The 24,141-nt window shown below is 66.4% G+C and carries 24 protein-coding genes; 20 read left to right on the top strand and 4 right to left on the bottom strand.

What is annotated here, in order from left to right:
• Positions 1 to 77: 77 nt before the first annotated feature.
• Positions 78 to 593: an outer membrane lipoprotein YfiB gene (yfiB, locus tag AC0KUR_RS06990; RefSeq protein ID WP_473375598.1), complete on the top strand. Its 516-nt coding sequence runs from the start codon at positions 78 to 80 to the stop codon at positions 591 to 593.
• 189 nt (positions 594 to 782) lie between these two features.
• Here yfiB and AC0KUR_RS06985 read toward each other — a convergent pair whose 3' ends face one another.
• Positions 783 to 1,493 (bottom strand): IclR family transcriptional regulator, encoded by a 711-nt coding sequence (locus tag AC0KUR_RS06985; RefSeq protein WP_034186140.1) that lies wholly within the window; start codon positions 1,491 to 1,493, stop codon positions 783 to 785.
• A 165-nt stretch (positions 1,494 to 1,658) separates the two neighbouring features.
• Here AC0KUR_RS06985 and AC0KUR_RS06980 point away from each other — a divergent pair, with 165 nt between their 5' ends.
• From AC0KUR_RS06980 to AC0KUR_RS06935, 10 genes are all read left to right on the top strand, one after another.
• On the top strand, positions 1,659 to 2,357 hold the full coding sequence (locus AC0KUR_RS06980; protein ID WP_034186141.1) for an RraA family protein: 699 nt from the start codon (positions 1,659 to 1,661) through the stop codon (positions 2,355 to 2,357).
• Positions 2,357 to 3,304 (top strand): hydroxyacid dehydrogenase, encoded by a 948-nt coding sequence (locus AC0KUR_RS06975; RefSeq protein ID WP_034186218.1) that lies wholly within the window; start codon positions 2,357 to 2,359, stop codon positions 3,302 to 3,304. Before AC0KUR_RS06980 ends, AC0KUR_RS06975 begins: the two co-directional genes overlap by 1 nt.
• Positions 3,305 to 3,325: 21 nt before the next feature.
• Positions 3,326 to 4,255, top strand: a complete 930-nt coding sequence (locus tag AC0KUR_RS06970) for an SMP-30/gluconolactonase/LRE family protein (protein WP_124669633.1) — start codon at positions 3,326 to 3,328, stop codon at positions 4,253 to 4,255.
• 85 nt (positions 4,256 to 4,340) lie between these two features.
• Complete coding sequence (locus AC0KUR_RS06965; protein ID WP_124669634.1) at positions 4,341 to 5,720, top strand: MFS transporter; 1,380 nt, start codon at positions 4,341 to 4,343, stop codon at positions 5,718 to 5,720.
• 46 nt (positions 5,721 to 5,766) lie between these two features.
• Positions 5,767 to 6,918, top strand: coding sequence for a porin (locus AC0KUR_RS06960; protein WP_034186143.1), 1,152 nt, complete (start codon positions 5,767 to 5,769; stop codon positions 6,916 to 6,918).
• A 10-nt stretch (positions 6,919 to 6,928) separates the two neighbouring features.
• Entirely contained in the window at positions 6,929 to 7,975 is a 1,047-nt protein-coding gene (locus AC0KUR_RS06955) for an amidohydrolase family protein (protein ID WP_124607630.1), read from the top strand.
• The gene (locus AC0KUR_RS06950; RefSeq protein WP_473375597.1) at positions 7,972 to 9,252 is read left to right on the top strand and encodes an MFS transporter; all 1,281 of its coding nucleotides are present in this window, start codon (positions 7,972 to 7,974) and stop codon (positions 9,250 to 9,252) included. Before AC0KUR_RS06955 ends, AC0KUR_RS06950 begins: the two co-directional genes overlap by 4 nt.
• Positions 9,249 to 10,487 (top strand): MFS transporter, encoded by a 1,239-nt coding sequence (locus AC0KUR_RS06945; RefSeq protein WP_059556879.1) that lies wholly within the window; start codon positions 9,249 to 9,251, stop codon positions 10,485 to 10,487. Before AC0KUR_RS06950 ends, AC0KUR_RS06945 begins: the two co-directional genes overlap by 4 nt.
• An 11-nt stretch (positions 10,488 to 10,498) precedes the next feature.
• Positions 10,499 to 11,821 carry an MFS transporter gene (locus AC0KUR_RS06940; RefSeq protein ID WP_059556878.1) on the top strand — a complete coding sequence of 441 codons (1,323 nt, stop codon included), beginning with the start codon at positions 10,499 to 10,501 and terminating at the stop codon, positions 11,819 to 11,821.
• A 2-nt stretch (positions 11,822 to 11,823) separates the two neighbouring features.
• Positions 11,824 to 12,756 carry an amidohydrolase family protein gene (locus AC0KUR_RS06935; protein WP_473375596.1) on the top strand — a complete coding sequence of 311 codons (933 nt, stop codon included), beginning with the start codon at positions 11,824 to 11,826 and terminating at the stop codon, positions 12,754 to 12,756.
• A gap of 78 nt (positions 12,757 to 12,834) precedes the next feature.
• On the opposite strand, the gene AC0KUR_RS06930 is transcribed toward AC0KUR_RS06935, so the two are convergent.
• Positions 12,835 to 13,452 carry a hypothetical protein gene (locus AC0KUR_RS06930; protein WP_034186149.1) on the bottom strand — a complete coding sequence of 206 codons (618 nt, stop codon included), beginning with the start codon at positions 13,450 to 13,452 and terminating at the stop codon, positions 12,835 to 12,837.
• An 814-nt stretch (positions 13,453 to 14,266) separates the two neighbouring features.
• On the opposite strand from AC0KUR_RS06930, the gene AC0KUR_RS06925 reads away from it, so the two are divergent.
• The 5 genes from AC0KUR_RS06925 to AC0KUR_RS06905 all read left to right on the top strand — a co-directional run bounded on the left by AC0KUR_RS06925 (position 14,267) and on the right by AC0KUR_RS06905 (position 19,249).
• Complete coding sequence (locus tag AC0KUR_RS06925) at positions 14,267 to 15,385, top strand: branched-chain amino acid ABC transporter substrate-binding protein (RefSeq protein WP_006484706.1); 1,119 nt, start codon at positions 14,267 to 14,269, stop codon at positions 15,383 to 15,385.
• 183 nt (positions 15,386 to 15,568) lie between these two features.
• Positions 15,569 to 16,495, top strand: a complete 927-nt coding sequence (gene livH, locus AC0KUR_RS06920) for a high-affinity branched-chain amino acid ABC transporter permease LivH (protein ID WP_034186151.1) — start codon at positions 15,569 to 15,571, stop codon at positions 16,493 to 16,495.
• Positions 16,496 to 16,506: 11 nt separating this feature from the next.
• Positions 16,507 to 17,778, top strand: coding sequence for a high-affinity branched-chain amino acid ABC transporter permease LivM (locus AC0KUR_RS06915; RefSeq protein ID WP_049035043.1), 1,272 nt, complete (start codon positions 16,507 to 16,509; stop codon positions 17,776 to 17,778).
• Positions 17,775 to 18,548, top strand: a complete 774-nt coding sequence (gene livG / locus AC0KUR_RS06910; protein WP_059556876.1) for a high-affinity branched-chain amino acid ABC transporter ATP-binding protein LivG — start codon at positions 17,775 to 17,777, stop codon at positions 18,546 to 18,548. Before AC0KUR_RS06915 ends, livG begins: the two co-directional genes overlap by 4 nt.
• Positions 18,548 to 19,249: an ABC transporter ATP-binding protein gene (locus AC0KUR_RS06905; RefSeq protein WP_006484776.1), complete on the top strand. Its 702-nt coding sequence runs from the start codon at positions 18,548 to 18,550 to the stop codon at positions 19,247 to 19,249. The genes livG and AC0KUR_RS06905 overlap by 1 nt, the downstream gene beginning before the upstream one ends.
• Before the next feature lie 89 nt (positions 19,250 to 19,338).
• On the opposite strand, the gene AC0KUR_RS06900 is transcribed toward AC0KUR_RS06905, so the two are convergent.
• Positions 19,339 to 20,190 (bottom strand): LysR substrate-binding domain-containing protein, encoded by an 852-nt coding sequence (locus AC0KUR_RS06900; RefSeq protein ID WP_034186154.1) that lies wholly within the window; start codon positions 20,188 to 20,190, stop codon positions 19,339 to 19,341.
• A 133-nt stretch (positions 20,191 to 20,323) separates the two neighbouring features.
• Here AC0KUR_RS06900 and AC0KUR_RS06895 point away from each other — a divergent pair, with 133 nt between their 5' ends.
• The 4 genes from AC0KUR_RS06895 to AC0KUR_RS06880 all read left to right on the top strand — a co-directional run bounded on the left by AC0KUR_RS06895 (position 20,324) and on the right by AC0KUR_RS06880 (position 23,676).
• Entirely contained in the window at positions 20,324 to 21,304 is a 981-nt protein-coding gene (locus tag AC0KUR_RS06895) for a hypothetical protein (RefSeq protein ID WP_069245987.1), read from the top strand.
• Between the two features lie 29 nt (positions 21,305 to 21,333).
• A complete protein-coding gene (locus AC0KUR_RS06890; RefSeq protein ID WP_175026788.1) occupies positions 21,334 to 22,323 on the top strand; it encodes a 2OG-Fe(II) oxygenase in 990 nt (329 codons plus the stop codon).
• A 13-nt stretch (positions 22,324 to 22,336) separates the two neighbouring features.
• On the top strand, positions 22,337 to 23,260 hold the full coding sequence (locus AC0KUR_RS06885) for a DMT family transporter (RefSeq protein ID WP_175026789.1): 924 nt from the start codon (positions 22,337 to 22,339) through the stop codon (positions 23,258 to 23,260).
• A 65-nt stretch (positions 23,261 to 23,325) separates the two neighbouring features.
• Positions 23,326 to 23,676 carry a VOC family protein gene (locus AC0KUR_RS06880; protein WP_034186157.1) on the top strand — a complete coding sequence of 117 codons (351 nt, stop codon included), beginning with the start codon at positions 23,326 to 23,328 and terminating at the stop codon, positions 23,674 to 23,676.
• Between the two features lie 35 nt (positions 23,677 to 23,711).
• Here the strand turns inward: AC0KUR_RS06880 and AC0KUR_RS06875 are convergent, their stop codons facing one another.
• Complete coding sequence (locus AC0KUR_RS06875; RefSeq protein WP_034186158.1) at positions 23,712 to 24,119, bottom strand: DUF2000 domain-containing protein; 408 nt, start codon at positions 24,117 to 24,119, stop codon at positions 23,712 to 23,714.
• Positions 24,120 to 24,141 lie beyond the last annotated feature (22 nt).

The following is a 24,141-nucleotide window of genomic DNA, read 5'->3' as shown; positions in this document are numbered from 1 at the left end:
TTCGCGCCGCGGGCGAGGCCGCGGCAGCGATTGACAAGAAGCGCGTTCAACAAGGGCGCACTCGAAGGGGATGCGAAATGAACCACTCGTTTCCTGTAAGCATGGAGCGGCTGTGCGTGGGAAGCGCATTGCTGCTGGGCATGCTGCTGGGGGGCTGCAAGACGCCGCCGCCGCCGCTTCATCGCGGGCTGACGCAGACGCAGGTCACGGCGCTGAAATCAGCCGGGTTCCAGGAGACTGGACAGGGGTTCGAGTTCGGGTCCACCGGGCCCATTCTGTTTGATTTCGACCGGTACAACCTCAGGCCGGACGTGCGGCGGATCGTCGAACGGATCGGGCGGACGCTGCGGTCGTCGGGGATCAACGGCGTGCGGGTGTATGGCTACTCGGATGACAGCGGGACGGAGAAATACGATCTCGAGTTGTCGAAGCGGCGGGCGGAGGTGGTGGCCGCCGAGCTGGTCGACGTCGGGCTGGATGCGAAGCAGATCGCGATCGCGGGGAAAGGGAAGCGTGATCCGGTAGGGGATAACCGGACGCCGGCCGGGCGGGCGCAGAATCGGCGGGCGGCGATTGTGATTTCGCCGAGGTGACGGGCATCGTTGTTCTGCGTGAAGCGCGATGCCGGCAGGCAAGACAGTCCGCGTTGGCACGCTACGCACGCGTAGCGGAACGGCGCTGTATCGCCAGTTCCAGTCGTCAGCTCGAACCAACGCGCGGCGACTTGGGCAACCGCTGTTGCTTCAGCGCCGACCTGAACCATGCGTTGGTCGCCGCGAGGATCAGGTGCCGTAGATGTTTTCGCAGAGCGCGACACTCGCGCCCAGCTTCCGGGACAGATCGGCGGCCGCATCCAGTTGCGGTCGATCCAGCTCGCCCGACTCGTATGCGGCGCTGAGACGAGACGCAGGACCGGAAAGCGTCAGTGCCGCCATGAACTTGTCGCCGGCGCCGAAGATCGGCACCGCGAACGCTGCCGTGTGCACGTCGCGCGCACCCGCGGTGAAGAGGGGCAGCGCAGGCGGCTTGTCATAGATCGGTTCGCCGAGTCCCCAGAAGCGGATCACCTGGCTGATGGCCGTGTCGTCGAGCGGCAGCATCGTCCCCGCGAGCCGCGTTTCGCGCAGGCCTTCGGACGGCTCGGCCCGAAACAGGCAAAGCCGCTGGCCGCTGTCGTGCACGTAGTACGATGCGCTTTCCTTCGTCAGCGCGGCCAGCGCATGCAGCGCCGGTTCAACCACCGTGGACAGATGGAACGACTGCTCGTACAGCTTGCCGAGGTACAGCACACGATGTCCCAGCGAATAGTTGCCGGATTGCGCGCGCACGACATAGCCCATTCGCTCCAGCGAGTTCATCAGCCGATAGACCGTCGTCTTGTGCATGCCGGATGCCTGCGACAGCATCGCGAGTGACTGCGATTCGGCACCGGGCTTGAAGCAGTCCAGCAGCGAAAGCGCCTTTTCCACGGCAACGACCCCTTCATTTCCCATCTCTTCTCTCCTGTCGACATGCAACAGGGATTGTACAGAGTAAAATGCTGGTTTACCACGTAAAAGGGTAAACGCCAGTGCCATGATGCTCGTCCTCTGGTTATAGTGATTTCACGATGTACACCGCTGTTGTACAGAGTACAACGCACAACCCGAGGTCGAATCATGAGCAAGCCACCCGTCAGCACTTCCCCGATCATTCGCGACATCGAACGCGTGTCGCCCGAACTCGTTCAGGCCGCCGCCCGCTATCAAGCGGCGATCCTGGCCGACGTCGCCGGCCGCCGCGGCACCGTGCATGGCCGCGTGCGGCCGCTGTCGCCGAAGATGAAGGTCGCCGGCCCCGCGATCACGGTCGAAGTCCGCGTGGGCGACAACCTGGCGATCCATGCGGCGCTCGCCGTCGCGAAGCCGGGCGACGTCGTCGTGGTCGACGGCAAGGGCGACATCTCGTGCGCGCTGCTCGGCGAAATCATGGCGGCGCAGGCGAAGGCGAGCGGCATCGCCGGCATCATCATCGACGGCGCGGTGCGCGATGCGCATGAACTGGCCAACGGCGACTATCCGATCTTCTCGGCCGGCCTCAATCCGTGCGGCCCGACCAAAAGTGTCGCGGGGCGCGTGAATGCGCCGATCTCGCTGGGCGGCACGGCGGTCAATCCGGGCGACCTGGTGGTCGGCGACGCCGACGGCGTCGTCGTCGTTGCGCGCGCCGACGTCGCGCGCATCGTCGATCTGGCGCAGAAAAAGCTCGATGCCGAAACGGCGCGTATCGCGGCGATCCACAAGGGCGACGTTCGTCCGGGCTGGATCGAGAAGGAACTGCGCGCAGCCGGCATGCTGGCCGAAGGCGAGGCGCTGTGATGCAGACCGCTTCGCATAAGCCCGTCGTCCTCGTGACCGCCGCCGACCTTGCGGCTCAAGCGCTCGACATGCTCACGCAGTTCGACGTCGTGTTCGCCGGCAAGCAGCCGACCGAAGACGACATCGTCGCGCTCTGCATCGCGCACAAGCCGGTCGCGATCATCGTCCGGTACGGCAAGATCAACGCGCGCATCATGGACGCCGCCGAAAACCTGCAGGTGATTTCGAAGCACGGCAGCGGCATCGACGTGATCGATCAGGACGCCGCCGCCGCACGCGGCATCGCGGTGCGTGCCGCGGTCGGCGCGAATGCGGCCGCCGTCGCCGAGCACGCATGGGCGCTGCTGCTCGCGTGTGCGAAGTCGGTTCCGCAGCTCGATTCCCGCATGCGCGAAGGCCATTGGGACAAGTCGACGCACAAGTCCGTCGAACTCGACGGCCGCACGCTCGGCCTCGTCGGGCTCGGCGCGATCGGCCGGCGCGTGGCCGCGATCGGCGCGGCGTTCGGCATGAAGGTTGTCGCGTTCGATCCGTTCGCGAAGGAAGTGCCCGCCGGTGTGAAGCGGGTGCCGCTCGACACGCTGTACGCGGAGTCGGACGTCGTGTCGCTGCATTGTCCGTTGACGGCCGACAACCGCCGGATGCTCGACCGCGACACGCTCGCGCGTTTCAAGCGCGGCGCGATCCTCGTCAATACCGCCCGCGGCGGCTTGATCGACGAAGCCGCGCTTGCCGACGCACTGACGAGCGGTCACTTGCGCGCGGCCGGGCTCGACAGCTTCGACGTGGAACCGATGGCGGTGCCGCACCCGTTCCAGCAGATCCCCAACGCGATTCTGTCTCCGCATATCGGCGGCGTGAGCGATGCCGCGTACGTGAACATGGGCAAGGGCGCGGCCGCCAACCTCCTCGCGGTGCTGGACGAACGCGCGCACAGCGCGGCTTGAACCCTGGACATCGAGGTACGCATGTTTTATCTGACGAATCCCGACGTGCGCGAGGCCGAAGTCTTCACGCGCATGCCGGAGAAGTTTCGCAAGCCGGACGTCCGCACGGAATGGGCGCGCGCGAATCGCGGCGGAATGGTCACGGATTCCTTTCTCGAAGGGCCGGTCTGGGATCCGGACGGTTATCTGTTCGTCACCGACATTCCGCACGGGCGCATCTTCCGCATTTCACCGTCGGGCGACTGGGAACTCGTCGCCGAATACGACGGCGAGCCCAACGGGATGAAGCGCTTCGACGCGTCACACCTGATCATCACCGACTACCGGAACGGCGTGATGCTGCTCGATATCGAGCGCGGTGAAGTCCGCCCGTATCTCGAGCGCCGCAACACCGAGCGCTTCAAGGGCGTGAACGACCTGACGTTCGACTCGGCCGGCAACCTCTATTTCACCGACCAGGGGCAGACCGGCCTGCACGATCCGACGGGCCGCGTGTACCGGCTGTCGCCCGACGGCAAGCTCGACATGCTGCTCGATACCTGCCCGAGCCCGAACGGGCTCGTCCTGTCGCGCGACGAGAAGGTGCTGTTCGTCGCGATGACGCGCGGCAATGCCGTGTGGCGCATGCCGCTGCAGGCCGACGGCTCGGTCACGAAGGTCAGCCAGTTCTTCACGTCCTACGGACCGAGCGGCCCCGACGGCCTCACCGTCGATCTCGACGGCCGCCTGTTCGTCGCGAATCCGGGGCTCGGCCGCGTGTGGGTGCTCAACCACTGCGCGGAGCCCGTCGAGATCCTGACCGGACCGAAAGGCGCGTCGCTCACGAGCGTGTGCTTCGGCGGCCCGGACATGAAGACGCTTTTCATCACCGAAGCGACGTCCGGTTCCGTCCTGAAAGCGGACATGACCGTTGCCGGCCCGCTGCCGAAACAGGCAGCGAAGCAGGACTGAGACCACGAGCCGGGAAGCCGCGCGTCGGCTTCCCGCCCGCATGCCGAAAGATCGCGCCGCCAGCCGCGCGACGAAGGAGACAAGCATGACCATTTCGCACGTGCTGCATGCCGGCGAGGACGCACCGCGCGCCGCCGCGCAAGCCGCGGAGCGCCTGGCCGCCGACGATTACGCGGCCAGCGAGCGCACGCTCGCCAAGGCGTTCCGGCGCATTCTGCCGTTCATCTTCGTCTGCTACGTGATCAGTTATCTCGACAGGACCAACGTCGGTTTTGCCGCGCTGACGATGAACAAGGATCTCGGTCTCACGGCCGAGCAGTTCGGCATCGGCGCCGGCCTGTTCTTCATCGGCTATTTCCTGTTCGAGATTCCGAGCAACCTGATCATGCAGAAGGTCGGCGCGCGCGTGTGGATCGCGAGAATCATGATCACGTGGGGCCTGTTCTCGATGGCGACGGCGTTCGTCGTCGGCCCGAAGAGCTTTGCGGCCGCGCGCTTTCTGCTCGGGCTCGCCGAGGCAGGATTCACGCCCGGCATCTATCTGTATTTCACGCACTGGTTTCCCGGCAAGTGGCGCGCGAAGGTGACGGCCGCGTTCCTCGTCGGCATTCCCGTCGCGAACATGATCGGCTCGCCGATTTCCGGCGCGCTGCTCGAACTCGGCGGCCTGCACGGGCTGCGCAGCTGGCAGTGGCTGCTGCTGATCGAAGGCGTGCCGGCCGTGGTGCTCGGCATCGCGTGCCTGTTCGTGCTGGCCGACCGTCCCGAGAAAGCGGCGTGGCTCGGTGACGAAGAGAAGGCGTCGCTCGCGAAGCGCCTCGCGTTCGAGCAGCGCGACATTGGCGCGAAGCATGGCAGCGACCTGCGCGACGCCATGACGAACTGGCGCGTGTTCGTGCTCGCGTTCATCAACTTCTGCGGGATCGTCGGCTCGCTCGGCGTCGGCTTGTGGATGCCGCAGATCATCCGGCAGTTCGGCGTCGAACACGCGGTGGTCGGCTGGCTGACGGCGATTCCGTATGCGATCGGTGCCGGCGCGATGCTCTGGTGGGCGCGGGTCGCCAATCGGGCGGCCAACCGCATTCCGTACGTCGCCGGTGCACTGGCCGTCGCCGCCGGAGCGCTGTGCGCGAGCGCCTTCATTCACGCGCCGGCTTTCAAGCTGATCGCGCTGTGCGTCACGGTGAGCGGGATCCTCGCGTTCCAGGCGACTTACTGGGCCATTCCGTCCGGATTCCTCACCGGGCGGGCCGCCGCCGGCGGCCTCGCGCTGATCGTGTCGGTCGGCAACCTCGGCGGCTTCGTCGGACCGTCGCTGATCGGTGCGCTCAAGCAGTTCTCCGGCGGTTTCACCACGCCGCTCGTCGCCGTGTCGGCCGTGCTGCTGCTCGGTGCGCTGACCATTGCATGGCTCGGCGATCCGGGCTCGTGCGCCGGCGAAGCGCCCGCCGCCCGCAGGACGTGAATATTTCTTCGTCAGACCCACCCACAAAAAACAGTTTGGAGACTCCATGTTGTCGAATCAGGCCAGCCAGAATGCCCGCCCGAAATCCCGCTTCGTGCTCGGCGCCGTCACCGTCGCGAGCGCGGTGTTGGGGGGCGGTGTCGCACATGCGCAAAGCAGCGTCACGCTGTACGGCATTGCCGACGTCGGCATCGAACACATCAACAATACGAGCACCGGCGGCGCGCAGACGCGCGAAGCGTCGGGCAACCTGTCCGGTTCGCGCTGGGGATTGAAGGGCGTCGAGGAACTCGGCGGCGGCATGAAGGCCATTTTCCAGCTGGAAGACGGCTTCAACATCAATGACGGCACGACCGCGCAGTCGACGAAAGGCCTCGGTGCGAACGCCGCCACGACGTCGCGGATTTTCGGCCGGCAGGCGTGGGTGGGGCTGTCTTATCGAGGGCAGCAACTGACGTTCGGCCGCCAGAACTCGCTCTTCTACGAACAGGCCGTGGCGTTCGACCCGATGGGCGCGTCGTCGCGCTATTCGGTGCTGTCGCTCGACTACGCGGCGGCCGCGCGTATCGACAATTCGGCGAAATACACCGGCGTGTTCGGTCCGCTGACGGCGCAAGCGATGTACAGCACCCGCTATGACACCGGATACGGCGCCGAGGTGCCGGGCGCGCAGCTCACCGGCCGCTTCTTCAGCGGCGCGTTGAGTTTCGCGCAGGGGCCGCTCGCCGCGAGCGTGTCGTACGAGCAACGCAACAGCAACACCGTCGCGACGAACACGGGCACCGAGCGTCGCGCGACGGCCGCCGCGTCGTATGCGATCGGACCGGTGAAGGGATTCGCCGGTTATCGCTACCTGCATGCGTCGAACGCGTTCCTGCCGGCGAACCCGATTCGTGTCGCGAACGGGTCCGAAGCCAGCGCGGCGAACCTGTACTGGGCCGGCGCGCAATACGCGGTGTCGCCGGCGTTCGTGGTCACGGCAACGGCGTATTACCAGGACGTGCATTCGACCAGTGCCGATCCGTGGCTCGCCGTGCTCTGTGCGGACTATCTGCTGTCGAAGCGCACCGATGTCTACGCGACGGCCGGTTTCGCGCGCAACAAGGGCGGCTCCGCGCTTGGCGTGAACGGCTACGGCACGGTTGCACCCGATCACAACCAGACGGGCGTGGTGATCGGCATGCGCCAGAAATTCTAAGGCGATCGCGATGCAGACCGTTCACGCGCCCCATCTGCCCGTCAGGCCCGAGTGGCTCGCATTGCGCGACGAGCCGGTGCTCGAACCCGAGCTTGCCATCGTCGACGCCCATCATCACCTGTGGGACCGCCAGACCGGGCGCTATCTCGCGGACGAATTCGGCGCGGATGTGCGCAGCGGGCATCGGGTCGTGTCGACGGTCTACGTGCAGTGTCGCTCGATGTTGCGTGCCAGCGGGCCGGATGCGCTCAAGCCGGTCGGCGAAGTGCAATTCGCGAGCGGCATCGCCGCGATGTTCGAAAGCGGCGCATACGGCCCCGCGCGGTGCTGCGAGGCCATCGTAGGCGGCGCCGATCTGTCGCTCGGCGCGGCGCTCGATGCGGTGCTCGACACGATGCTGCAGGTGTCCGGCGGACGACTGCGCGGGATCCGCAATCCGCTCGCGTGGCATGCGAGCCCCGACGTGCGATCGAGCCCGGTCACGCCGCCGCGCGACCGGATGTCGGATCCGGCTTTCCGGCGGGGCGTGACGACGCTCGCTCGCTACGGATTGTCGCTCGACGCCTGGGTCTATCACACGCAGCTCGACGACCTGTACGAACTCGCGCGCGCCTGCGAGGACGTCGTCGTGGTCATCGACCATTTCGGCGGCCCGGTCGGCGTGGGCCCGCATGCCGGCCGGCATGCGGAAGTCCGTGCGCAATGGCAACGGCAACTCGCGCGTCTCGCCGCGCTGCCGAACACGCGCATGAAGCTCGGCGGCGCGGGCATGAGCGTGTTCGGTTTCGATTTCGCCGCGCGCGACCTGCCGCCGTCGTCGCAGGAACTGGCGGCCGCGTGGCAGCCGTATTTCGATACCTGCGTCGAATGCTTCGGCGTCGATCGCTGCATGTTCGAGAGCAACTTCCCCGTCGACAAGGGGATGTTCGGCTATCGCGTGCTGTGGAACGCCTTCAAACGACTCGCGTCGGCGATGTCGGCCGATGAAAAGGCCGCGCTGTTCAGCCGGACGGCCGCATCGACGTATCGCGTCGCAATTCCCGGAGACAACCCATGAAGACGAGTGCAACCGTGGCGACGCAGGAGAGGGCGTCCGCTGCCGCGGAAAAAGGCGGTACGCGCATGACCCGTATCGAGCGGCGTTCGCTGACGCTCGCGGGGCTCGGCTGGACCTTCGAGAGCTACGACTCGTTCCTGCTTTCGCTGCTGCTGCCGACGCTCGCGCTGCAGTTCGGGCTGAGCAAGGCGCAGCTCGGTTTGTTCACGAGCGTCACGGCGGCCGGACAGATCGTCGGCGGCATTCTGTTCGGCTTCGTGTCGGACCGGATCGGGCGCGTGCGCACCGCGCTGCTGTGCGTCGGCATCTACTCGCTGTTTTCCGGCCTGATCGCATTTGCGCCCGACGCGCATTCGTTCGCCGCGTTGCGCTTTTTCGGCGCGCTCGGCATGGGCGGCACCTGGACCGCCGGCGCGGCGCTCATCGCGGAGACCTGGCATCCGAGCCGGCGCGGCAAGGGTGGCGCGCTGATGCAGATGGGCTTGCCGGTCGGCGCGATCCTCGCGATCGTGATCTCGGGCATCGTCGGCGCCGCGCATGGCGGATTGGCCGGCGACAGCTGGCGTCTGCTGTTCCTGATCGGCGCGTCGCCGTTCTTCATCCTGTTCTGGGTCGCGCGCAAGACGCCGGAATCGCCGATCTGGCTCGAACGCCGGCACGCGAAGCCGCACGCCCGCAAGCTCGACACGGCCAGTCACGAGAAGCTGAACGTGCGCGGCCTGCTCATCGCCTTCTGCTTCATCTTCTTCCTGCAGTACCTCTACTGGGGCGTATTCACGTGGACGCCGACGTTCCTCGTCACGGTGAAGCACCTCGACTTCGTGCATAGCCTCAAGTTCGTGCTTGCGCTGCAGTTCGGCGCGATTGCCGGGTTTCTGCTGTTCTCGGCATGGGTCGACCGGCTCGGCCGGCGGCCGATGTTCCTGGCCTATCTGCTGGTCGGCGCGATGGCCGTGGGCGTGTACATCGTGTCGGCGAATCCGTGGCTGCTGATGACCGCGATCTTCCTGACCGGCTTCAGCGTGAACGGCATCTTCGCGGGCGCCGGCCCGTTCCTCGCGGAGATCATCGGCAACACGGCATCGCGCGGGTTCTTCATGGGCCTCGCGTACAACGGCGGGCGGCTCGGCGGCTTCATCGCGCCGTTGATCATCGGCGCGCTGGCGTCGACGTCGGGCGGTTTCGTGCTCGGGCTCGCGACGACGATCGTCGCGTTCATCGCCGCGGCCGCGGTCGTGCTGTTCGCGCCCGAAACGCGCGGAAAGGCGCTGTCATGAGCGTGGCAACGCGAGCGGGGTGGGTGAGCACGCTGTTTCCGGCGCTGTCCGAGGCGTCGCTGCGGCGCTATCTGAGCGGGCAGGTCGCGTCGGTACTCGGCAGCTGGACGCAGAACGTCACGCTGAATCTGCTGGTCTATCACCTGTCCGGCTCGGGGGCGATCCTCGCGCTGCTCAACTTTCTGCTGTACGGGCCGCAGTTGATCGTCGCGCCGGTGGCGGGCTCCCGCATCGGCGCGGCCAACGCGCGCCGCGTGACGCTCTGCGTGCTGACGGCGTCGCTGCTGCTGACCGGCAGCCTCTTCACGTTGTCGCTGCTCGGCCTGCTCGGCGTGAAGCTGATCCTCGCGCATGCGCTCGCGATCGGCGTGTCGAGCGCGGTGGAAACGCCCGCGCGGCAGGTGCTGCTGCTGACGAGCCTGCAGGACGCGACGCACACCTCCAACGCGGTCGCGATGAACACGATGGTCTACAACGTCGGGCGCATGGTCGGCCCGACCATCGCCGGATTCGTCTATCCGACGCTGGGGCCAAGGACGTCGTTTGCGATCTATGCGCTCGCGCTGTGCTTCATGGCGGCGTGCGTGCGGTCGATCCGGACCGCGTCGGCGGGCCGCCCGTCGCGCGCGGAGAGCGGCCTGCGCGATGCGGTCGGCTATGTCCTGTCCGATGCGTTCTCGGCCCGCTATCTGCCGATTCTCGCGTGCATCGGCCTGTTCGCCGGCAGCTACCAGACGCTCGTGCCGCTGCTCGCGGACCAGGGCTTTCACGATGCGGCGCGCTTTACCGGCGTGTTCTTCGCGTGCGCCGGCGCCGGCTCGTTGAGCGCGGCGGTGCTGCTGTCGTCGGCATTCGGGCCGCGCGCGTCGCACCGGTTCATCGCGTATGCACCGTGGACGGCGGTCGGCGCGCTTGCCGTGCTGGCCGCGACGACCGATGCGGCCGGATCGATTCCCGCGTTTTATGCGCTCGGCTTCAGCCTCACGTTCGCGGCCACGTCGACGAACGCGACCATTCAGCGCCAGTGCCCGGATCACGTGCGCGGCGGGCTCGTCGGGATGTACGGCATGGCCTACAACGGCACGATGCCGTTCGGTTACCTGCTCGTCGGCAGCGCATCCGAGGCGCTCGGCGTGCGACACACCTTCGCCGCAATGGCCGCCGTGCTCGCGTGCGGCGTCATGGCGGTCATCGCGTGGCAACGGTTCACAGGAACGCGCCCAGGCGCACAATAAACGGAGACAACATGCAAACCGGGTTCATGGAAGCGTCCGCGATCGAGCGCCGGACCATACGAAAGGTCGTCTGGAGACTCATTCCCTTTTTGATGATCTGCTACCTGCTTGCCTTTATCGACCGGGGCAACGTGGGGATGGCGTCGCTGCAGATGAACCACGACCTCGGGATGTCGGCGACGGTCTTCGGCTTCGGCAGCAGCCTGTTCTTCATTTCCTACTTCTTTTTCGAAGTGCCGAGCAATCTCGCGCTGCAGAAATACGGCGCGCGGATCTGGATCGCCCGGATCATGATCACGTGGGGCATCGTGTCGGCGGCGACCGCGCTCGTGCACAACGCGACGACGTTCTACGTGCTGCGTTTCCTGCTGGGCGCGGCCGAAGCCGGCTTCTTCCCGGGCGTGCTGCTTTATTTGTCGTACTGGATTCCCGCGCAGTATCGTGCGCGCATCGTCGCGACGTTCATGGTCGCGATTCCGGCCGCGAGCTTCATCGGCTCGCCGATCTCCGCGCTGCTGTTGCAGATGGACGGCGTCTGGGGGCTGCGCGGATGGCACTGGCTGTTCATTCTCGAAGGCATTCCGACCGTGCTGCTCGGCATCGCATGCCTGTTCATGCTGACGAACAAGCCGGAAAACGCGAAGTGGCTCGACGACGACGAGCGCGCGTGGCTCTCGGGCGCGCTTGCCGCCGGCCACAAGACCCGCAAGAAGGTGCCGTCGCTGCCGCTCACGCAGCTGTTCCGCAACCGCTACGTGCTGTGCCTCGCGCTCGTCGACACGTGTGCGTCCGCGGCGGGCAGCACGCTGTCCGTGTGGCAGCCGCAGCTGCTCAAGTCGTTCGGCCTGACCGTCATGCAGACCGGCCTGCTGAACGCGGTGCCGTACGCGGTGGCCTCCGTGCTGATGGTTTACTGGGGCCGGCGCTCGGACCGTGTCGGCGAACGGCGCTGGCACACGGCCGTGCCGATGCTGCTGATCGGCGTGGGCCTGTTCGCGACGTCGCTGAGCGGCTCGCTGCTGCCGACGGTCTGCATGCTCTGCGCGGTGCTGGTCGGCGCGTATTCGTTCAAGGGGCCGTTCTGGGCACTCGCGACCGACATGCTGTCCAACAGCACCGTGGCGGCCGGGCTCGCGACGGTCAATGCGATCGCGAACCTGCTCGGCGGCGGGCTGATGGTGAACGTGTACGGGTGGGTGAAGGCCGCGACGGGCAGCTACGCGCTCGCCTTGATGCCGCTCGCGATCCTCACGCTCGTGAGCGTCGCGACGCTGCTGCTGCTCACGCGCAATCATGCGGCCGGCAAGCTGGTCGGCAAGACGGGGACCATCTGATCATGGCACGCATGGCGAGGCGTGAATTCCTCCGGATCGCCGGCGCGACGCTGGCTTCGGCTGCATTGCCGAGGCCGGCCGCCGCCGACGAAACGTGGTCGAGCGGCATCGAGCCGCCGGCGTTCCGGCTGCCCGACGGGGCGATCGACTGTCACATGCACATCTACGACGACCGGTTCCCGGTCGCGCCGGGCACGACGCTGCGACCGCCGAATGCGACCGTCGCGCAATACCGGCGCCTGCAGACGCGGATCGGCGTGAAGCGCAACGTGGTCGTGACGCCGTCGACGTACGGGACGGACAATCGCTGCACGCTCGCGGCGATCGCGCAGTTCGGCGGCGACGCGCGCGGTGTCGCCGTCGTCGACGGCGCCGTGAGCGACGACGAACTCCGGGTGCTCGATCGCGGCGGCATCCGTGCGATCCGGTTCAACCTGAGCTATCCGGGCGCGACGACGCTCGACATGCTGGCGCCGCTCGCCGCGCGTATCGCGAACCTCGGATGGCACATCGAGCTGGTGGTGCAGGGCGCGCGGCTGCCGGAGCTGGAGCCGCATCTCGCGGCGCTGCCTTGTCCGCTCGTCATCGACCATATCGCGCACGTGCCGCAGCCCGGCGGGCTGGCGTCGGCCGCGCTTCGTACCGCGCAACGCCTCGTCGACAAGGGCCATACGTGGATCACGTTGTCCGGCCCGTACGTCGACAGCAAGACGGGCGCGCCTGCCTACGAGGACGTCGCCCCGGTCGCGAAGGCGCTGATCGGCATGGCGCCGGAGCGCATGCTCTGGGGCACCGACTGGCCGCACCCGACGCAGAAGACGGACAAGCCGGACGACGCGAGCCTGCTGGACGTGATCGCCGGCTGGATCGGGCGTCCGGACTGGCAGCAGCTGATATTCGTTGCGAACCCCGCGAAGCTGTACGGGTTTGCATAGCGCGGACAGGATGAGGTCGCGAACGGGCGCGCATGCGCGGACTTGGATTGACGCGCCGCGCGGCGTTACCGCCCTGCGTCACCAGGCGATATTGCAGGACGACCACGACGTCCCCGCGCCTCCGGTAGCCGTGCAATGCGTGCCCGCACCGTTGTCGAAAAACGTCCGTGTTTCCGGTTGCGGTACGGACGGATCGTACGGATTCGGCGTCCCGTGCGGACCGCGTGCGGCATCGTACGGCCGCGTCGGCGCATACGCCCCGCCGCTGCCGACCGGTTTCGAACCGTTGTCCCGCAGGTATTCGTTCCAGTTCCGTGCGCGCTGTTCGGATCCGGGCAACGCGCGCCCGAGGCTGTCGCTGCCGCCCGCGCCGAGCGCGACGCGATTCGCAGGCAAGACGAAGCCGGATGCATGTCCGGCCGGCGTTTTCGCTTCGAGCGTATTGCCGGACACTCGCAACGGCCGCGTATCGGGCGTATCGAACGGGCTGCGTTCCGCGGGCGCGGCATACTGCGCGCGTCGAGTGACGCGCCGCGCACGCACCTCGTCGCGACCGGCAGCACGACGCTCCGAGCGAAACACATTGGCGCCGGCCGACCGATCGGCCAGCGTGCCGCGCTCCGAGGCATCGGCTACGGAAACGGAAAGCGTCCACACGAACGCAGCGGCGAAAGACAAGCGAAGAGCGTGACTCATCAGCGATCCCAGTCAGGTGATGTGCATGGAGAAAAACGGCAGATCACTGGCTGGCGAGGCTGAACGACGGACGGGCGTTGGTGCGGCCCTGAAGCGACGCGGCGAAGCGCGGTGGCGCGGTTCGCGGGAAGGCTGGCTGGATTGCAGAAGCGAGTTCGTATTATTTCATGAAAATAACAATTTGCTTTCTGTGACGATGAAATCGTCGGCGAACGGAAGGTTTTACCGCTTCGCGCGAACGCCCCTCATTGGTGCTTGCTGCCCCAATCGTCAGTTGATTGATTTTTCGCGATCGGCCTCCTGGCACCCTCCGATCGTGCCGGACTCGGCGCCGAATCGCCCAAACCCTTGCACGACAAGGCACCGATCTATCCAGCCACCTGTTATCGCAACCTGATTGCACCCCACGCAAACGTTCCCGCCCACCGGGGTTGCGCCCTCGTCGCCACCGTACAACACCCAAACCCTACGTGTTTTCCCTCAGTCGACAGGCATTTTTGACAGACGATTTAAAAACGCCCATATAATTTCGACTGCCTTGCCAATGGCTGTCGGACCATCCCTCCGAACCAGCGATCTGGCAAGCGGGGCAGGCGAAACGCTTGCGCAATGCAAGACGCATCACGATGTCTTTCCGAACCAGACGTCCCCCTCCGGGGACTGCAAGAGCCGGGCCCCGCTACGCAACATTCCGCTGGAGTTCCGTCTTCTATGTGTCTCGGGCGTGTCCCATGTCCTCGCCCCGGGTGCTGTTCGATTGCGCAAGTCATGCCGCCTTTGCCCGTATGACTAAACAACATCGAGGAGCTCCCAGATGACGCTGTCCCGTCTTACGTCCATTTCCGTTGCCGCCGTGCTGTTCGCCGCCGGCGCCGCCGCCGCGCAAGCGGAAACCGTGAAGATCGCCATTGCTGGTCCGATGAGCGGCTCGGTCGCCCAGTATGGCGACATGGTGAAGGCCGGCGCGCTGACCGCGATCGAACAGATCAACGCGGCAGGCGGTGCGGGCGGCAACAAGTTCGAAGTGGTGATGATGGACGACGCGTGCGAACCGAAGCAGGCCGTCGCCGTCGCCAACAAGATCGTCAGCCAGAAGATCAAGTACGTGATCGGCCACGTGTGCTCGGGTTCGACGATCCCGGCCTCGGACATCTACGAGAACGAAGGCATCGTGATGGTCACGCCGTCGGCGACCGCGCCGCAGCTGACCGAAGGCAAGAAGCGCCACTTCATCTTCCGCACGATCGGCCGCGACGACCAGCAAGGGCCGGCCGCCGCGCACTACATCATCAACAACGTGAAGCCGAAGAAGGTCGCCGTCCTGCACGACAAGCAGTCGTACGGCCAGGGCATCGCGTCGTCGGTGAAGAAGGACCTCGAGGCCGCGAAGATCCCGGTCGTGCTGTTCGAAGGCATCAACGCCGGCGATTCGGACTACTCGGCGATCATCACGAAGCTGAAGTCGCAGGGCGTCGATTTCGTCTACTTCGGCGGCTACCACCCGGAAATGGGCCTGCTGATGCGCCAGGCGCGCGAGCAGGGCGTGAAGGCCACGTTCATGGGGCCTGAAGGCGTGGGCAACAAGGACGTGACGGCGATCGCCGGCCCGGCCTCGGAAGGCATGCTCGTCACGCTGCCGGCCGACTTCTCCGCGGACCCGGCCAACGCGGCGCTCGTGAAGGCGTTCGCGGACAAGAAGCGCGACCCGAACGGTCCGTTCCAGATGCCGTCGTACGCAGCGGTGAAGATCATCGCCGACTCGATCGCGGGAGCGAAGACGACCGACCCGACGAAGGTCGCCGCGTACATGCACAAGACGACGTTCGACACGCCGATCGGCAAGGTCGCGTACGACGCGCAGGGCGACCTGAAGGCGTTCAAGTTCGTCGTCTACACGTGGCACAAGGACGCGACGAAGACCGCCGCCAAGTAATACGGCGTACCCGCCCGCGCGCCCGCCCTGTCCGAGACCCGGACGGGGCGGGCGCGTATTGGCCGCGCATCGGCCCATCGCGCGGCCAACGGGCGGCCCGAGACGACACCGTGCGTTGCGCGCGGCCGAACGCCGTGATCCGGCGGCGGCAGGCGACCCAGCGCCAACGGGAGCTTCCCGCACATGACTGACTTCTTTCCGCAATTCGCCCAGCAGCTGGTCAACGGCCTGACGCTGGGCGCGATCTATGCGTTGATCGCCATCGGCTACTCGATGGTCTACGGCATCATCGGCATGATCAACTTCGCCCACGGCGAGATCTACATGATCGGTGCGTACGTGGGCCTCGTGACCCTCACGGCCATCGGCATTTCCGCCGGTTATCCGCTGCCGCTCGTGCTCGGCGCCGCACTGATCGTGTCGGTGATCGTCACCGGCCTGTACGGTTTCGCGGTCGAGCGCGTCGCGTACCGCCCGCTGCGCGGCGGCCCGCGCCTCGTGCCGCTGATCTCCGCGATCGGCATGTCGATCTTCCTGCAGAACTACGTGCAGATCGGCCAGGGTGCGCGCGACGTGTCCGTGCCCGTGCTGATCTCCGGCGCGTTCGACATCCATCTCGGCGGCGACTTCGACGTGACCGTCCCGTATTCGCGCCTGATGATCGTCTGCGTGACGCTCGTGCTGATGATCGCGCTCACGCTGTTCATCTCGCATTCGCGGATGGGCCGCGCGTGCCGCGCATGCGCCGAGGACATGAAGATGGCGAACCTGCTCGGCATCGACACGAACCGCGTGATCTCGTTCACGTTCGTGCTCGGCGCGATGCTGGCGGCCGTCGGCGGCGTGCTGATCGGGCTGACGATCGGCAAGCTGAATCCGTATATCGGTTTCGTCGCGGGCATCAAGGCGTTCACCGCCGCGGTGCTCGGCGGGATCGGCAGCATCCCGGGCGCGATGCTCGGCGGCGTGCTGCTCGGCCTCGCCGAAACCTTCGCCGCGGGCTACATGCCGGCCGAGTACAAGGACGTCGTCGCGTTCGGGCTGCTCGTGCTGATCCTGCTCTTCCGCCCGACCGGCCTGCTCGGCAAGTCGGACATCGAAAAGGTCTGAGGGAGACGCAGATGAGTCAAGTCATTTCCGTTCGCCGCCCGGCCGCCGACGCTTCGCTCGGCCAGGCGCTGAAAAATGCCGTGGCCGCCGCGTTGCTGACGGCGATCCTCACGATCCCGGTGCTCGGCCTGCAGCTGAAGCTCGACGGCTACCAGGTCGTGCTGACGCCGCATTGGCGGCCGGTGTGGATCGCGGTCGCGGCCGTGTTCCTGTTCCAGTTGTTCAAGCCGTGGCTCGTGCGCGCGAAAGCGGCCGTGAAACTGCCGGCGGCGCCCGCGATGGGCGCGCGGCAGCAGCGCGCGATCATCTGGGTGCTGCTCGCGGTCGGGCTCGTGTGGCCGTTCTTCGGTTCGCGCGGTGCGGTGGACGTCGCGACGCTCGCGCTGATCTACGTGATCCTCGGCCTCGGGCTGAACATCGTGGTCGGTTTCGCGGGCCTGCTCGATCTCGGCTATGTCGGGTTCTACGCGGTCGGCGGTTATACGTACGCGATGCTGAACCAGTATTTCGGGCTGTCGTTCTGGGCGTGCCTGCCGATCGCGGCGATCGCCGCGGCGACGTTCGGCTTCCTGCTCGGCTTCCCGGTGCTGCGCCTGCGCGGCGACTATCTCGCGATCGTCACGCTCGGCTTCGGCGAAATCATCCGCCTGCTCGCGAACAACCTGACGAGCCTCACCGGCGGCCCGGACGGCATCTCGGGCATTCCGAAGCCGACGGTGTTCGGCTTCGAGATGGCGCGCTCGGCGAGCGTCGAAGGCGCGAAGACCTTCCATGAACTGATCGGGCTGGAGTACAGCGGCGAGCACATGGTGATCTTCCTGTACCTGATCGCGCTGGTGCTGGTCGGCTTCACGCTGTTCGTGACGAGCCGCCTGATCCGCATGCCGATGGGCCGCGCGTGGGAAGCGCTGCGCGACGACGAGATCGCGTGCCGTTCGCTCGGCCTGAACCCGACGCGCATCAAGTTGTCGGCATTCACGCTCGGCGCGGCGTTCGCGGGGATCGGCGGCGCGTTCTTCGCGGCGCGCCAGGGCCTCGTGAATCCGGAATCGTTCACCTTCATCGAATCGGCGCTGATCCTCGCGATCGTCGTGCTCGGCGGGATGGGGTCGCAGCTCGGCGTGATTCTCGCGGCGATCCTGCTGACCGTGCTGCCGGAGGTCGCGCGCGGGTTCGCCGAGTACCGGATGCTGATCTTCGGTCTCGTGATGGTGTTGATGATGATGTGGCGTCCGCAGGGCCTGCTGCCCGCGAGCCGTCCCCACGTGGAGCTGCCGCGATGAGCGTGAATACGGAACTGTTGAAGGTCGCCGGGCTGCAGATGCGCTTCGGCGGATTGCTCGCGGTGGACGGCATCGATTTCGACGTGCGCCGCGACGAGGTGTTCGCGATCATCGGGCCGAACGGCGCGGGCAAGACCACGGTGTTCAACTGCGTCGGCGGCTTCTACAGGCCGACCGGCGGCGCGGTCGAACTCGACGGCCACCCGATCGCCGGGCTGCCGAGCCACAAGATCGCGCTGAAGGGCCTCGTGCGGACGTTCCAGAACATTCGGCTATTCAAGTCGCTGACCGTCGTCGAGAACCTGCTCGTCGCGCAGCATCGCAAGGTGAAGGCGGGGCTGCTGCACGGGCTGTTCGCGACGCCCGCGTATCGTCACGCGGAGAAGGAGGCGCTCGAGCGCGCGGCCGTGTGGCTCGACCGGATGGGGCTGACCTCGGTCGCCAACCGCCCGGCCGGCACGCTGTCGTACGGGCACCAGCGGCGTCTGGAGATCGCGCGCTGCATGATCACCGATCCGCGGCTTTTGATGCTCGACGAGCCGGCAGCCGGCCTCAACCCGCAGGAAAAGATCGAGCTGCAGCACCTGATCGATACGCTGCGCCGTGAATTCGGCGTATCGGTGCTGCTGATCGAACACGACATGAGCCTCGTGATGGGCGTGTCCGACCGCATCCTCGTGATGGAGCACGGCCGGCCGATCGTGATCGGCACGCCGGAAGCGGTCCGCAACGACCCGCGCGTGATCAAGGCGTATCTGGGGGAAGAGTGATGCTGAAGCTGGAACAGGTCCATACGCACTACGGCGCGGTCGAGGCGCTCGCGGGCGTGTCGATCGAGGTGAACAAGGGCGAGATCGTCACGCTGATCGGCAGCAACGGCGCCGGCAAGACGACGCTGATGATGACCGTGTGCGGCACGCCGCGCGCCTCGTCGGGCCGCGTGCTGTTCGAGGGCAACGACATCACCGCAATGTCGACGCACCAGATCATGCGGCAGGGGATGGCGATCTCGCCGGAAGGGCGGCGCGTGTTCCCGAGCCTGACGGTGCTCGAAAACCTGAAGATGGGCGGCTTCTTCGCGAGCCGCCACGAGATCGACGACGGCATCGAGCACGTGTTCAAGCTGTTTCCGCGCCTGAAGGAGCGCGCGGCGCAGCGGGCCGGCACGATGTCGGGCGGCGAGCAGCAGATGCTTGCGATCGGCCGCGCGCTGATGAGCAAGCCGCGCCTGCTGCTGCTCGACGAGCCGACGCTCGGTCTCGCGCCGCTCGTGATCGCGCAGATCTTCGACATCATCCGGACGATCCGCGACGAAGGCGTCACGGTGTTTCTCGTCGAGCAGAACGCGAACAAGGCGCTCGGTGTGGCCGATCGCGGCTACGTGCTCGAAACGGGGCGCGTGGTGCTGGCGGACACGGGCGCGAACCTGCTCGCGAACGACCGTATCAAGCAGGCGTATCTCGGCGGCTGAGCGACGGGAAGCCGCCGGCCTGCAACGGGCCGGCGGTGTCCGGCTCTCGACGTTTCCGCATGCAGGGCCGGTTCCCGGCCTTGCTTTTCCTACCCGATCCTGAACGTGCTTTTCAGTACGTCGCGCAGATGCAGCGCGGCGCGATTGCTGTCGTCCGTCAGGATCGTGATCAGATGCGGCGGCAGATCGGGCAGCACGATCCCGGCGACATGGCTCGTCAGGTTGCCCGACACGCGATCGTGCTCGATCAGCCCGACCGCGAGGCCGTTCGCGATGCAGGCTTCGACCGCGGGCGAGCTGGCGCTCTCGAGCAGCATCCGGTGCGCGATCTTCGCCTTCTTCAGCGCGTTCAGCGCGGTGTCGCGATACGGGCAGCCCTGCAGTTGCACCGCGATCGGCAGCGGCGCATCGGGATTGAACTTGAACGTGCGCGCGGCGACCCACACCGGATGGGTCTTGCTGAGCAGCTCGGCGTGCGGCGGCGCTTTCGACACGACGGCGATCGTGATGTCGAGCTGGCCGCGCGCGAACAGCTGCTGCAATTCTTCGCTGGAGCGCGCCTCGACGGTCAGTTCGAGCAGCGGCCGGTCGGCGGCGAAGCGCGGCAGGAATTCCGCCATGAAGTGCGCCGCGTACGAATCCGGGATGCCGAGCCGCAGCTTGCCGGTCAGCATCTGCGGCGACAGCGATTCGACGAGCCGGTCGTGGCTCAGCAGGAACTCGGTGGTGTCGCTCAGCAGCTTGTGGCCGAACTGCGTGAGTTCGACGGCCTGGTTGTTGCGCGTGAACAGGCGCTGCGCGACCATTTCCTCCAGCTTCTGAATCTGCGCGGTGACCGACGACGGGCTGCGGTTCACGTGAGCGGCCGCATCCTTGAAGCGGCCGAGCTTCGCGACGGCGTGGAAGGTTCGCAGCAGGTCGACGTCCAGGGTGCGCGGCATGATTTGGTTTTTCCGAATCAGTGATTCAGGTAATGTCGATTGACGGAATTATTGGGCATCCCATATTCTCGGGTCAACAGGCAGACAACGGCAGGCAGCCGGTCGGGCGTTGCACGCATCCGGGGAACGATTCATGTCGATCAATGATTTTGTCGTAGATGCATTGGTGCGGGACAGGAAGCTGAAGGCGGAGTCGGTATGGACGGTCGAGAATCACGAAAAGTATTCGACGCTGAAGCGCACGGACGATGATGCGCGGCGGAGGGCAGCGGGGCGCGAAGTCTTCTCGCTGATGCGAAACCTGAACGAGCTGGGCGTGCGGAGCCCGGCGCTGTGTGCGGATCGCGACGGCAACGGTTCGTTGCGCGAAGCGATCGGCGCGTTGAGCGAGCGGCTGGCCACGTTGTCGCGCGGCCGCGATGTCCACTACATCGAGCTCGGGCCCGAGCCGGTCAAGACGACCGAGCTGATGAGGGCCGTCAGCGGCGGCGGGCCGGACCATCTGCGCTACACGGCCGTCGACATCAACGAGTCGTCGGAAGACGCGATGCGGCACGCAATCATGCCGTTCCTGAAAACGCCCGGCTGTTTCAACTACATCGCCGACGATTACCGGAACGTGCAGTGGAACCACATCCACTTGGGCCAGGACGTGACGTTCATCACGATGCTCGGGTTCCAGGAGGGCAACGAGTTGCCGGTGACGATCGGCCGGCTGATCCGCACGCTCGGCGGGAAGTCGACCTACGTCGTATCGGAGATGCAGTTGCTCGTGGAGGGGCGCGAAGAGCCGATCTACAACTTCTACCGCAACGAGAACATGGTGCGGTTCTCCGAAATCGTCAGCCGGCAGCAGGGCTTCGAGCCGCTCGGCGAGCATCATGTGTCGATCGTGCGGCTCAATCTGCTCGGCGACCAGTTTCACGTCGCGGTCACGCTGCAACCGGTGTCGAGGGCGGGCGCCGACGGGCATCTGATCACCAACGTCTGCCTGAAGTACACGCCGGAGCAATTCCGCAACGTGCGCCTGAGCCACGGCAATTGCCGCGTGATCGAGGAGCTGCGCAGCGGGGACGGCAGCGTTGTCTACCAGATCGCGCAGTTCAAGGGCTGAATGCCGGAATGCCGACAGCGAGGCACGCGATGAACAAGGGAAATGCATTGCCGGTGTTTGCGCGCGGGTTCGACCGGGTGAGGCTCGCGTTGCGGACGTCGCTGTCGGCCGGCGTGAACGTCGACGGCACGCTGGACGCAGCGACGGAACCGATGCGCTGGACGAGCGCATGCCTGCGCGACGGTTACGAGGTGCGATACCGCCGCAACCTCGACGATCTCGGCTATCGCGAGGTGCCGATGCGCGGCACGCGTTCCGATTCGCTGAACGCGGTGTGCCATCTGCGCGGGCTGTTCTCCGACGAGGCGGTGAGCGCGTTGCGCGAGATCGGCCGCGCGCTGGAGCGCAGCGCGTCGAGCAGCGACTGGATCATCTCGAAGCGCGTGCGCGCGGTGACGAACCGGTCGCGCTTCATCGACGACATGATGCACGACCGCGCGTTCCTGATGCGGGTGTCGCGTCTTGCCGGCGCCCCGCTGATTCCGTATCCGATGGTCAATGCGCGGTCGCAGTTCAATTACTACTATCCGACGGACTCGCGCGAAGGCGGCAACGCGCCGCTCGGCATGTGGCATACCGACGGCACGAGTTTCGTGCTGAACGTCGTGCTGTCGGATCGCGCCGATTACGAGGGCGGCAACTTTCTGTTCTACGAATCGACCGCGGAAACGTTCGATCGTCACGACAAGGAACGCCGGCATGTGAAGACCGCGAACCTGGACCGCGCGGGCGACGCGCTGCTCATCTACGGCAGCAAGCTGTTCCATGGCGTCGAGCCGGTCGAGGCCGGACGCCGCATGTCGCTGGTGCTGTCGTTTCATTGCCCGTACACGCGCGAGGACGACAACGGGTTCTGGCATCTCGCGTCGGACGACGGCATTCCCCGCACGATCGTCAACTGGCTGGCGCTGCAGCGCGCCCTCCGGGACGACGCCGAATTGCAGTACCGCCGCCTGGGGCTCGAACCGATTCGCCCCGAAGACCTGGACGACCAGCGCCTGTCTCCGGCCCCCTTCTGAGAGCCGTCGCCCCATGCAGCTATTCCTGCTTCAGCTCGTTTTCGTGTTGTCGTGGAGTTCCGGTTTCATCGGCGCGAAGCTCGGCGCGGAGACGGCCGGTGCGTTCAACCTGCTGTTCTGGCGGTTCCTGCTCGTCACGCTGTGCCTGGCGGTCGTCCTCAACCGGCGGCTGGGGCGCCTGACGCTCGAAAAAATCCGCTATCACGCGGTGATCGGCTTCCTGTCGCAGTTTCTTTACCTGACCTGCGTGTACATCGCGATTCAGCATGGGCTGCCGCCGGGCATCGCCGCGATCGTCGCGGCGTTGCAGCCGCTCATCACGGCCGCGATGACGTCGCTCGAGGGCAGCGAGCGCAGCGGGGCGCGCCAGTGGGCCGGGCTCGTCGTCGGGTTCGTCGGCGTGGGCATCGTGATCGGCGGGCAATATGCGTTGCCGGCCGGGTCGGTCGGGATCGTCATGTACCTGTTGCCGCTGGTGTCCGCGCTGGGGCTGTCGATCGCGACGATCTATCAGCGGCGGCGCGCGCTGACGGCCGCGCGCAGCAACGAGGACGGGCTGTTCCTGCCGCTGTTCGTGCAAGGGTGCGTGAGCCTCGTGCTGTTCGCCGCGTGCGGGATCGTCACGGGCAACCTGCATGTGCCGACACAGCCGAACGTATGGGTGTCGGTCGTGTGGCTGACGGTGTTCTCGACCTTCATCGCGTACCTGTCGCTGTGGGCGCTGCTCAAGCGCATGCCTGCGACGCGCGTGGCGACCCTCGTCTATCTCGAGCCGCCGGTGACGCTGTTGTGGGCCGCATGGATGTTCGGCGACCGGATCGAGGTGACGACCTATCTCGGCATCGTCGTCGTCGCGATCGGTGTGTGGCTGGCGGGCAGGCGCGTCGAGCGGCCCCCGCGGGCGCGGCGGGCGGAGATGAAGGCGGCCGGGCGCTGACGGGCTGGCCGCGCGGGCGATTCCGGTGTAGCGTCGCGAGACAACCCGACTCGCGAAGGAACCCGATGAAAGTCAAACGGATCGTCGCCAACATCGACACACGGTCGGTCGACGACGCAACGCGTTTCTACCGGCAGATCTTCGGTCTCGACCTGCTGATGGATCACGGCTGGATCGCGACCTACGGCAATGCCGAGCAGATGGACGTACAGATCAGCTTCGCGTCGCAGGGCGGATCGGGCACGCCGACCCCCGATCTGTCGATCGAGGTCGACGACGTCGACGAAGCGCTCGAACGGGTTCGCGCGGCCGGCATTCCCGTCGAATACGGGCCGGCCGACGAGCCGTGGGGCGTGCGGCGCTTCTACGTGCGCGATCCGTTCGGCAAGCTCGTCAACGTGCTCGCGCATCGCTGACCCGACGCGTCGGGCAAGCTTCCGCGCGGCGACGTTCAGGCATGCAACGCCAGCCCCTTCACCGCCTTGTCCACGGCCTTCTTCGGCCCGTGCAGCGCCAGACCGACCAGATCGGGATTGGCCGCATCCTCGGCGCGAAACGCCGCGCGGTTGGCTGCGTCGTGGCCGGTCGAAAACATCGCGCGCACGTAGGGCACGATCGTCAGTTCGCGCGATAGCGCCTGCCGGTGCGCGGCCTGCAACCCGTTCAGGTCGGCCGCGAATACCAGCATCGGCTGGCCGAGCATCCGGCCGTAGCGGCGGCCGGCCGCATCCTCGTAAGGTTCGCCGAGCGCGTCGGGCGCGCCGGCCGCGACCCCCGTCGCGAGAAACGCGACCACGTTGAGTTTTTGCCATGCGGCGAGATCGTCGCGCACGATCAGCGCTACTTTCGTATCGAACATGCTTGCTCCTGGTTGGAGCGTC

Source organism: Burkholderia sp. YHN3-13, from assembly GCF_055810675.1.
Note: the sequence above shows the minus strand (reverse complement) of the source record. Positions and strands in the feature narration are given on the sequence as shown.

Bases quoted from the DNA above. Each gene is read 5' to 3' on its own strand.
- AC0KUR_RS06875 (WP_034186158.1), bottom strand. From the start codon at position 24,119: ATGTTCGATACGAAAGTAGCGCTGATCGTGCGCGACGATCTCGCCGCA.
- AC0KUR_RS06940 (WP_059556878.1), top strand. From the start codon at position 10,499: ATGCAAACCGGGTTCATGGAAGCGTCCGCGATCGAGCGCCGGACCATA.
- AC0KUR_RS06915 (WP_049035043.1), top strand. From the start codon at position 16,507: ATGAGTCAAGTCATTTCCGTTCGCCGCCCGGCCGCCGACGCTTCGCTC.
- AC0KUR_RS06925 (WP_006484706.1), top strand. From the start codon at position 14,267: ATGACGCTGTCCCGTCTTACGTCCATTTCCGTTGCCGCCGTGCTGTTC.
- AC0KUR_RS06955 (WP_124607630.1), top strand. From the start codon at position 6,929: ATGCAGACCGTTCACGCGCCCCATCTGCCCGTCAGGCCCGAGTGGCTC.
- AC0KUR_RS06980 (WP_034186141.1), top strand. From the start codon at position 1,659: ATGAGCAAGCCACCCGTCAGCACTTCCCCGATCATTCGCGACATCGAA.
- AC0KUR_RS06965 (WP_124669634.1), top strand. From the start codon at position 4,341: ATGACCATTTCGCACGTGCTGCATGCCGGCGAGGACGCACCGCGCGCC.
- AC0KUR_RS06960 (WP_034186143.1), top strand. From the start codon at position 5,767: ATGTTGTCGAATCAGGCCAGCCAGAATGCCCGCCCGAAATCCCGCTTC.
- AC0KUR_RS06895 (WP_069245987.1), top strand. From the start codon at position 20,324: ATGTCGATCAATGATTTTGTCGTAGATGCATTGGTGCGGGACAGGAAG.
- AC0KUR_RS06985 (WP_034186140.1), bottom strand. From the start codon at position 1,493: ATGGGAAATGAAGGGGTCGTTGCCGTGGAAAAGGCGCTTTCGCTGCTG.
- AC0KUR_RS06950 (WP_473375597.1), top strand. From the start codon at position 7,972: ATGAAGACGAGTGCAACCGTGGCGACGCAGGAGAGGGCGTCCGCTGCC.
- AC0KUR_RS06900 (WP_034186154.1), bottom strand. From the start codon at position 20,190: ATGCCGCGCACCCTGGACGTCGACCTGCTGCGAACCTTCCACGCCGTC.
- AC0KUR_RS06880 (WP_034186157.1), top strand. From the start codon at position 23,326: ATGAAAGTCAAACGGATCGTCGCCAACATCGACACACGGTCGGTCGAC.
- yfiB (WP_473375598.1), top strand. From the start codon at position 78: ATGAACCACTCGTTTCCTGTAAGCATGGAGCGGCTGTGCGTGGGAAGC.
- AC0KUR_RS06970 (WP_124669633.1), top strand. From the start codon at position 3,326: ATGTTTTATCTGACGAATCCCGACGTGCGCGAGGCCGAAGTCTTCACG.
- AC0KUR_RS06885 (WP_175026789.1), top strand. From the start codon at position 22,337: ATGCAGCTATTCCTGCTTCAGCTCGTTTTCGTGTTGTCGTGGAGTTCC.
- AC0KUR_RS06905 (WP_006484776.1), top strand. From the start codon at position 18,548: ATGCTGAAGCTGGAACAGGTCCATACGCACTACGGCGCGGTCGAGGCG.
- AC0KUR_RS06890 (WP_175026788.1), top strand. From the start codon at position 21,334: ATGAACAAGGGAAATGCATTGCCGGTGTTTGCGCGCGGGTTCGACCGG.
- AC0KUR_RS06975 (WP_034186218.1), top strand. From the start codon at position 2,357: ATGCAGACCGCTTCGCATAAGCCCGTCGTCCTCGTGACCGCCGCCGAC.
- livH (WP_034186151.1), top strand. From the start codon at position 15,569: ATGACTGACTTCTTTCCGCAATTCGCCCAGCAGCTGGTCAACGGCCTG.
- AC0KUR_RS06935 (WP_473375596.1), top strand. From the start codon at position 11,824: ATGGCACGCATGGCGAGGCGTGAATTCCTCCGGATCGCCGGCGCGACG.
- AC0KUR_RS06930 (WP_034186149.1), bottom strand. From the start codon at position 13,452: ATGAGTCACGCTCTTCGCTTGTCTTTCGCCGCTGCGTTCGTGTGGACG.
- AC0KUR_RS06945 (WP_059556879.1), top strand. From the start codon at position 9,249: ATGAGCGTGGCAACGCGAGCGGGGTGGGTGAGCACGCTGTTTCCGGCG.
- livG (WP_059556876.1), top strand. From the start codon at position 17,775: ATGAGCGTGAATACGGAACTGTTGAAGGTCGCCGGGCTGCAGATGCGC.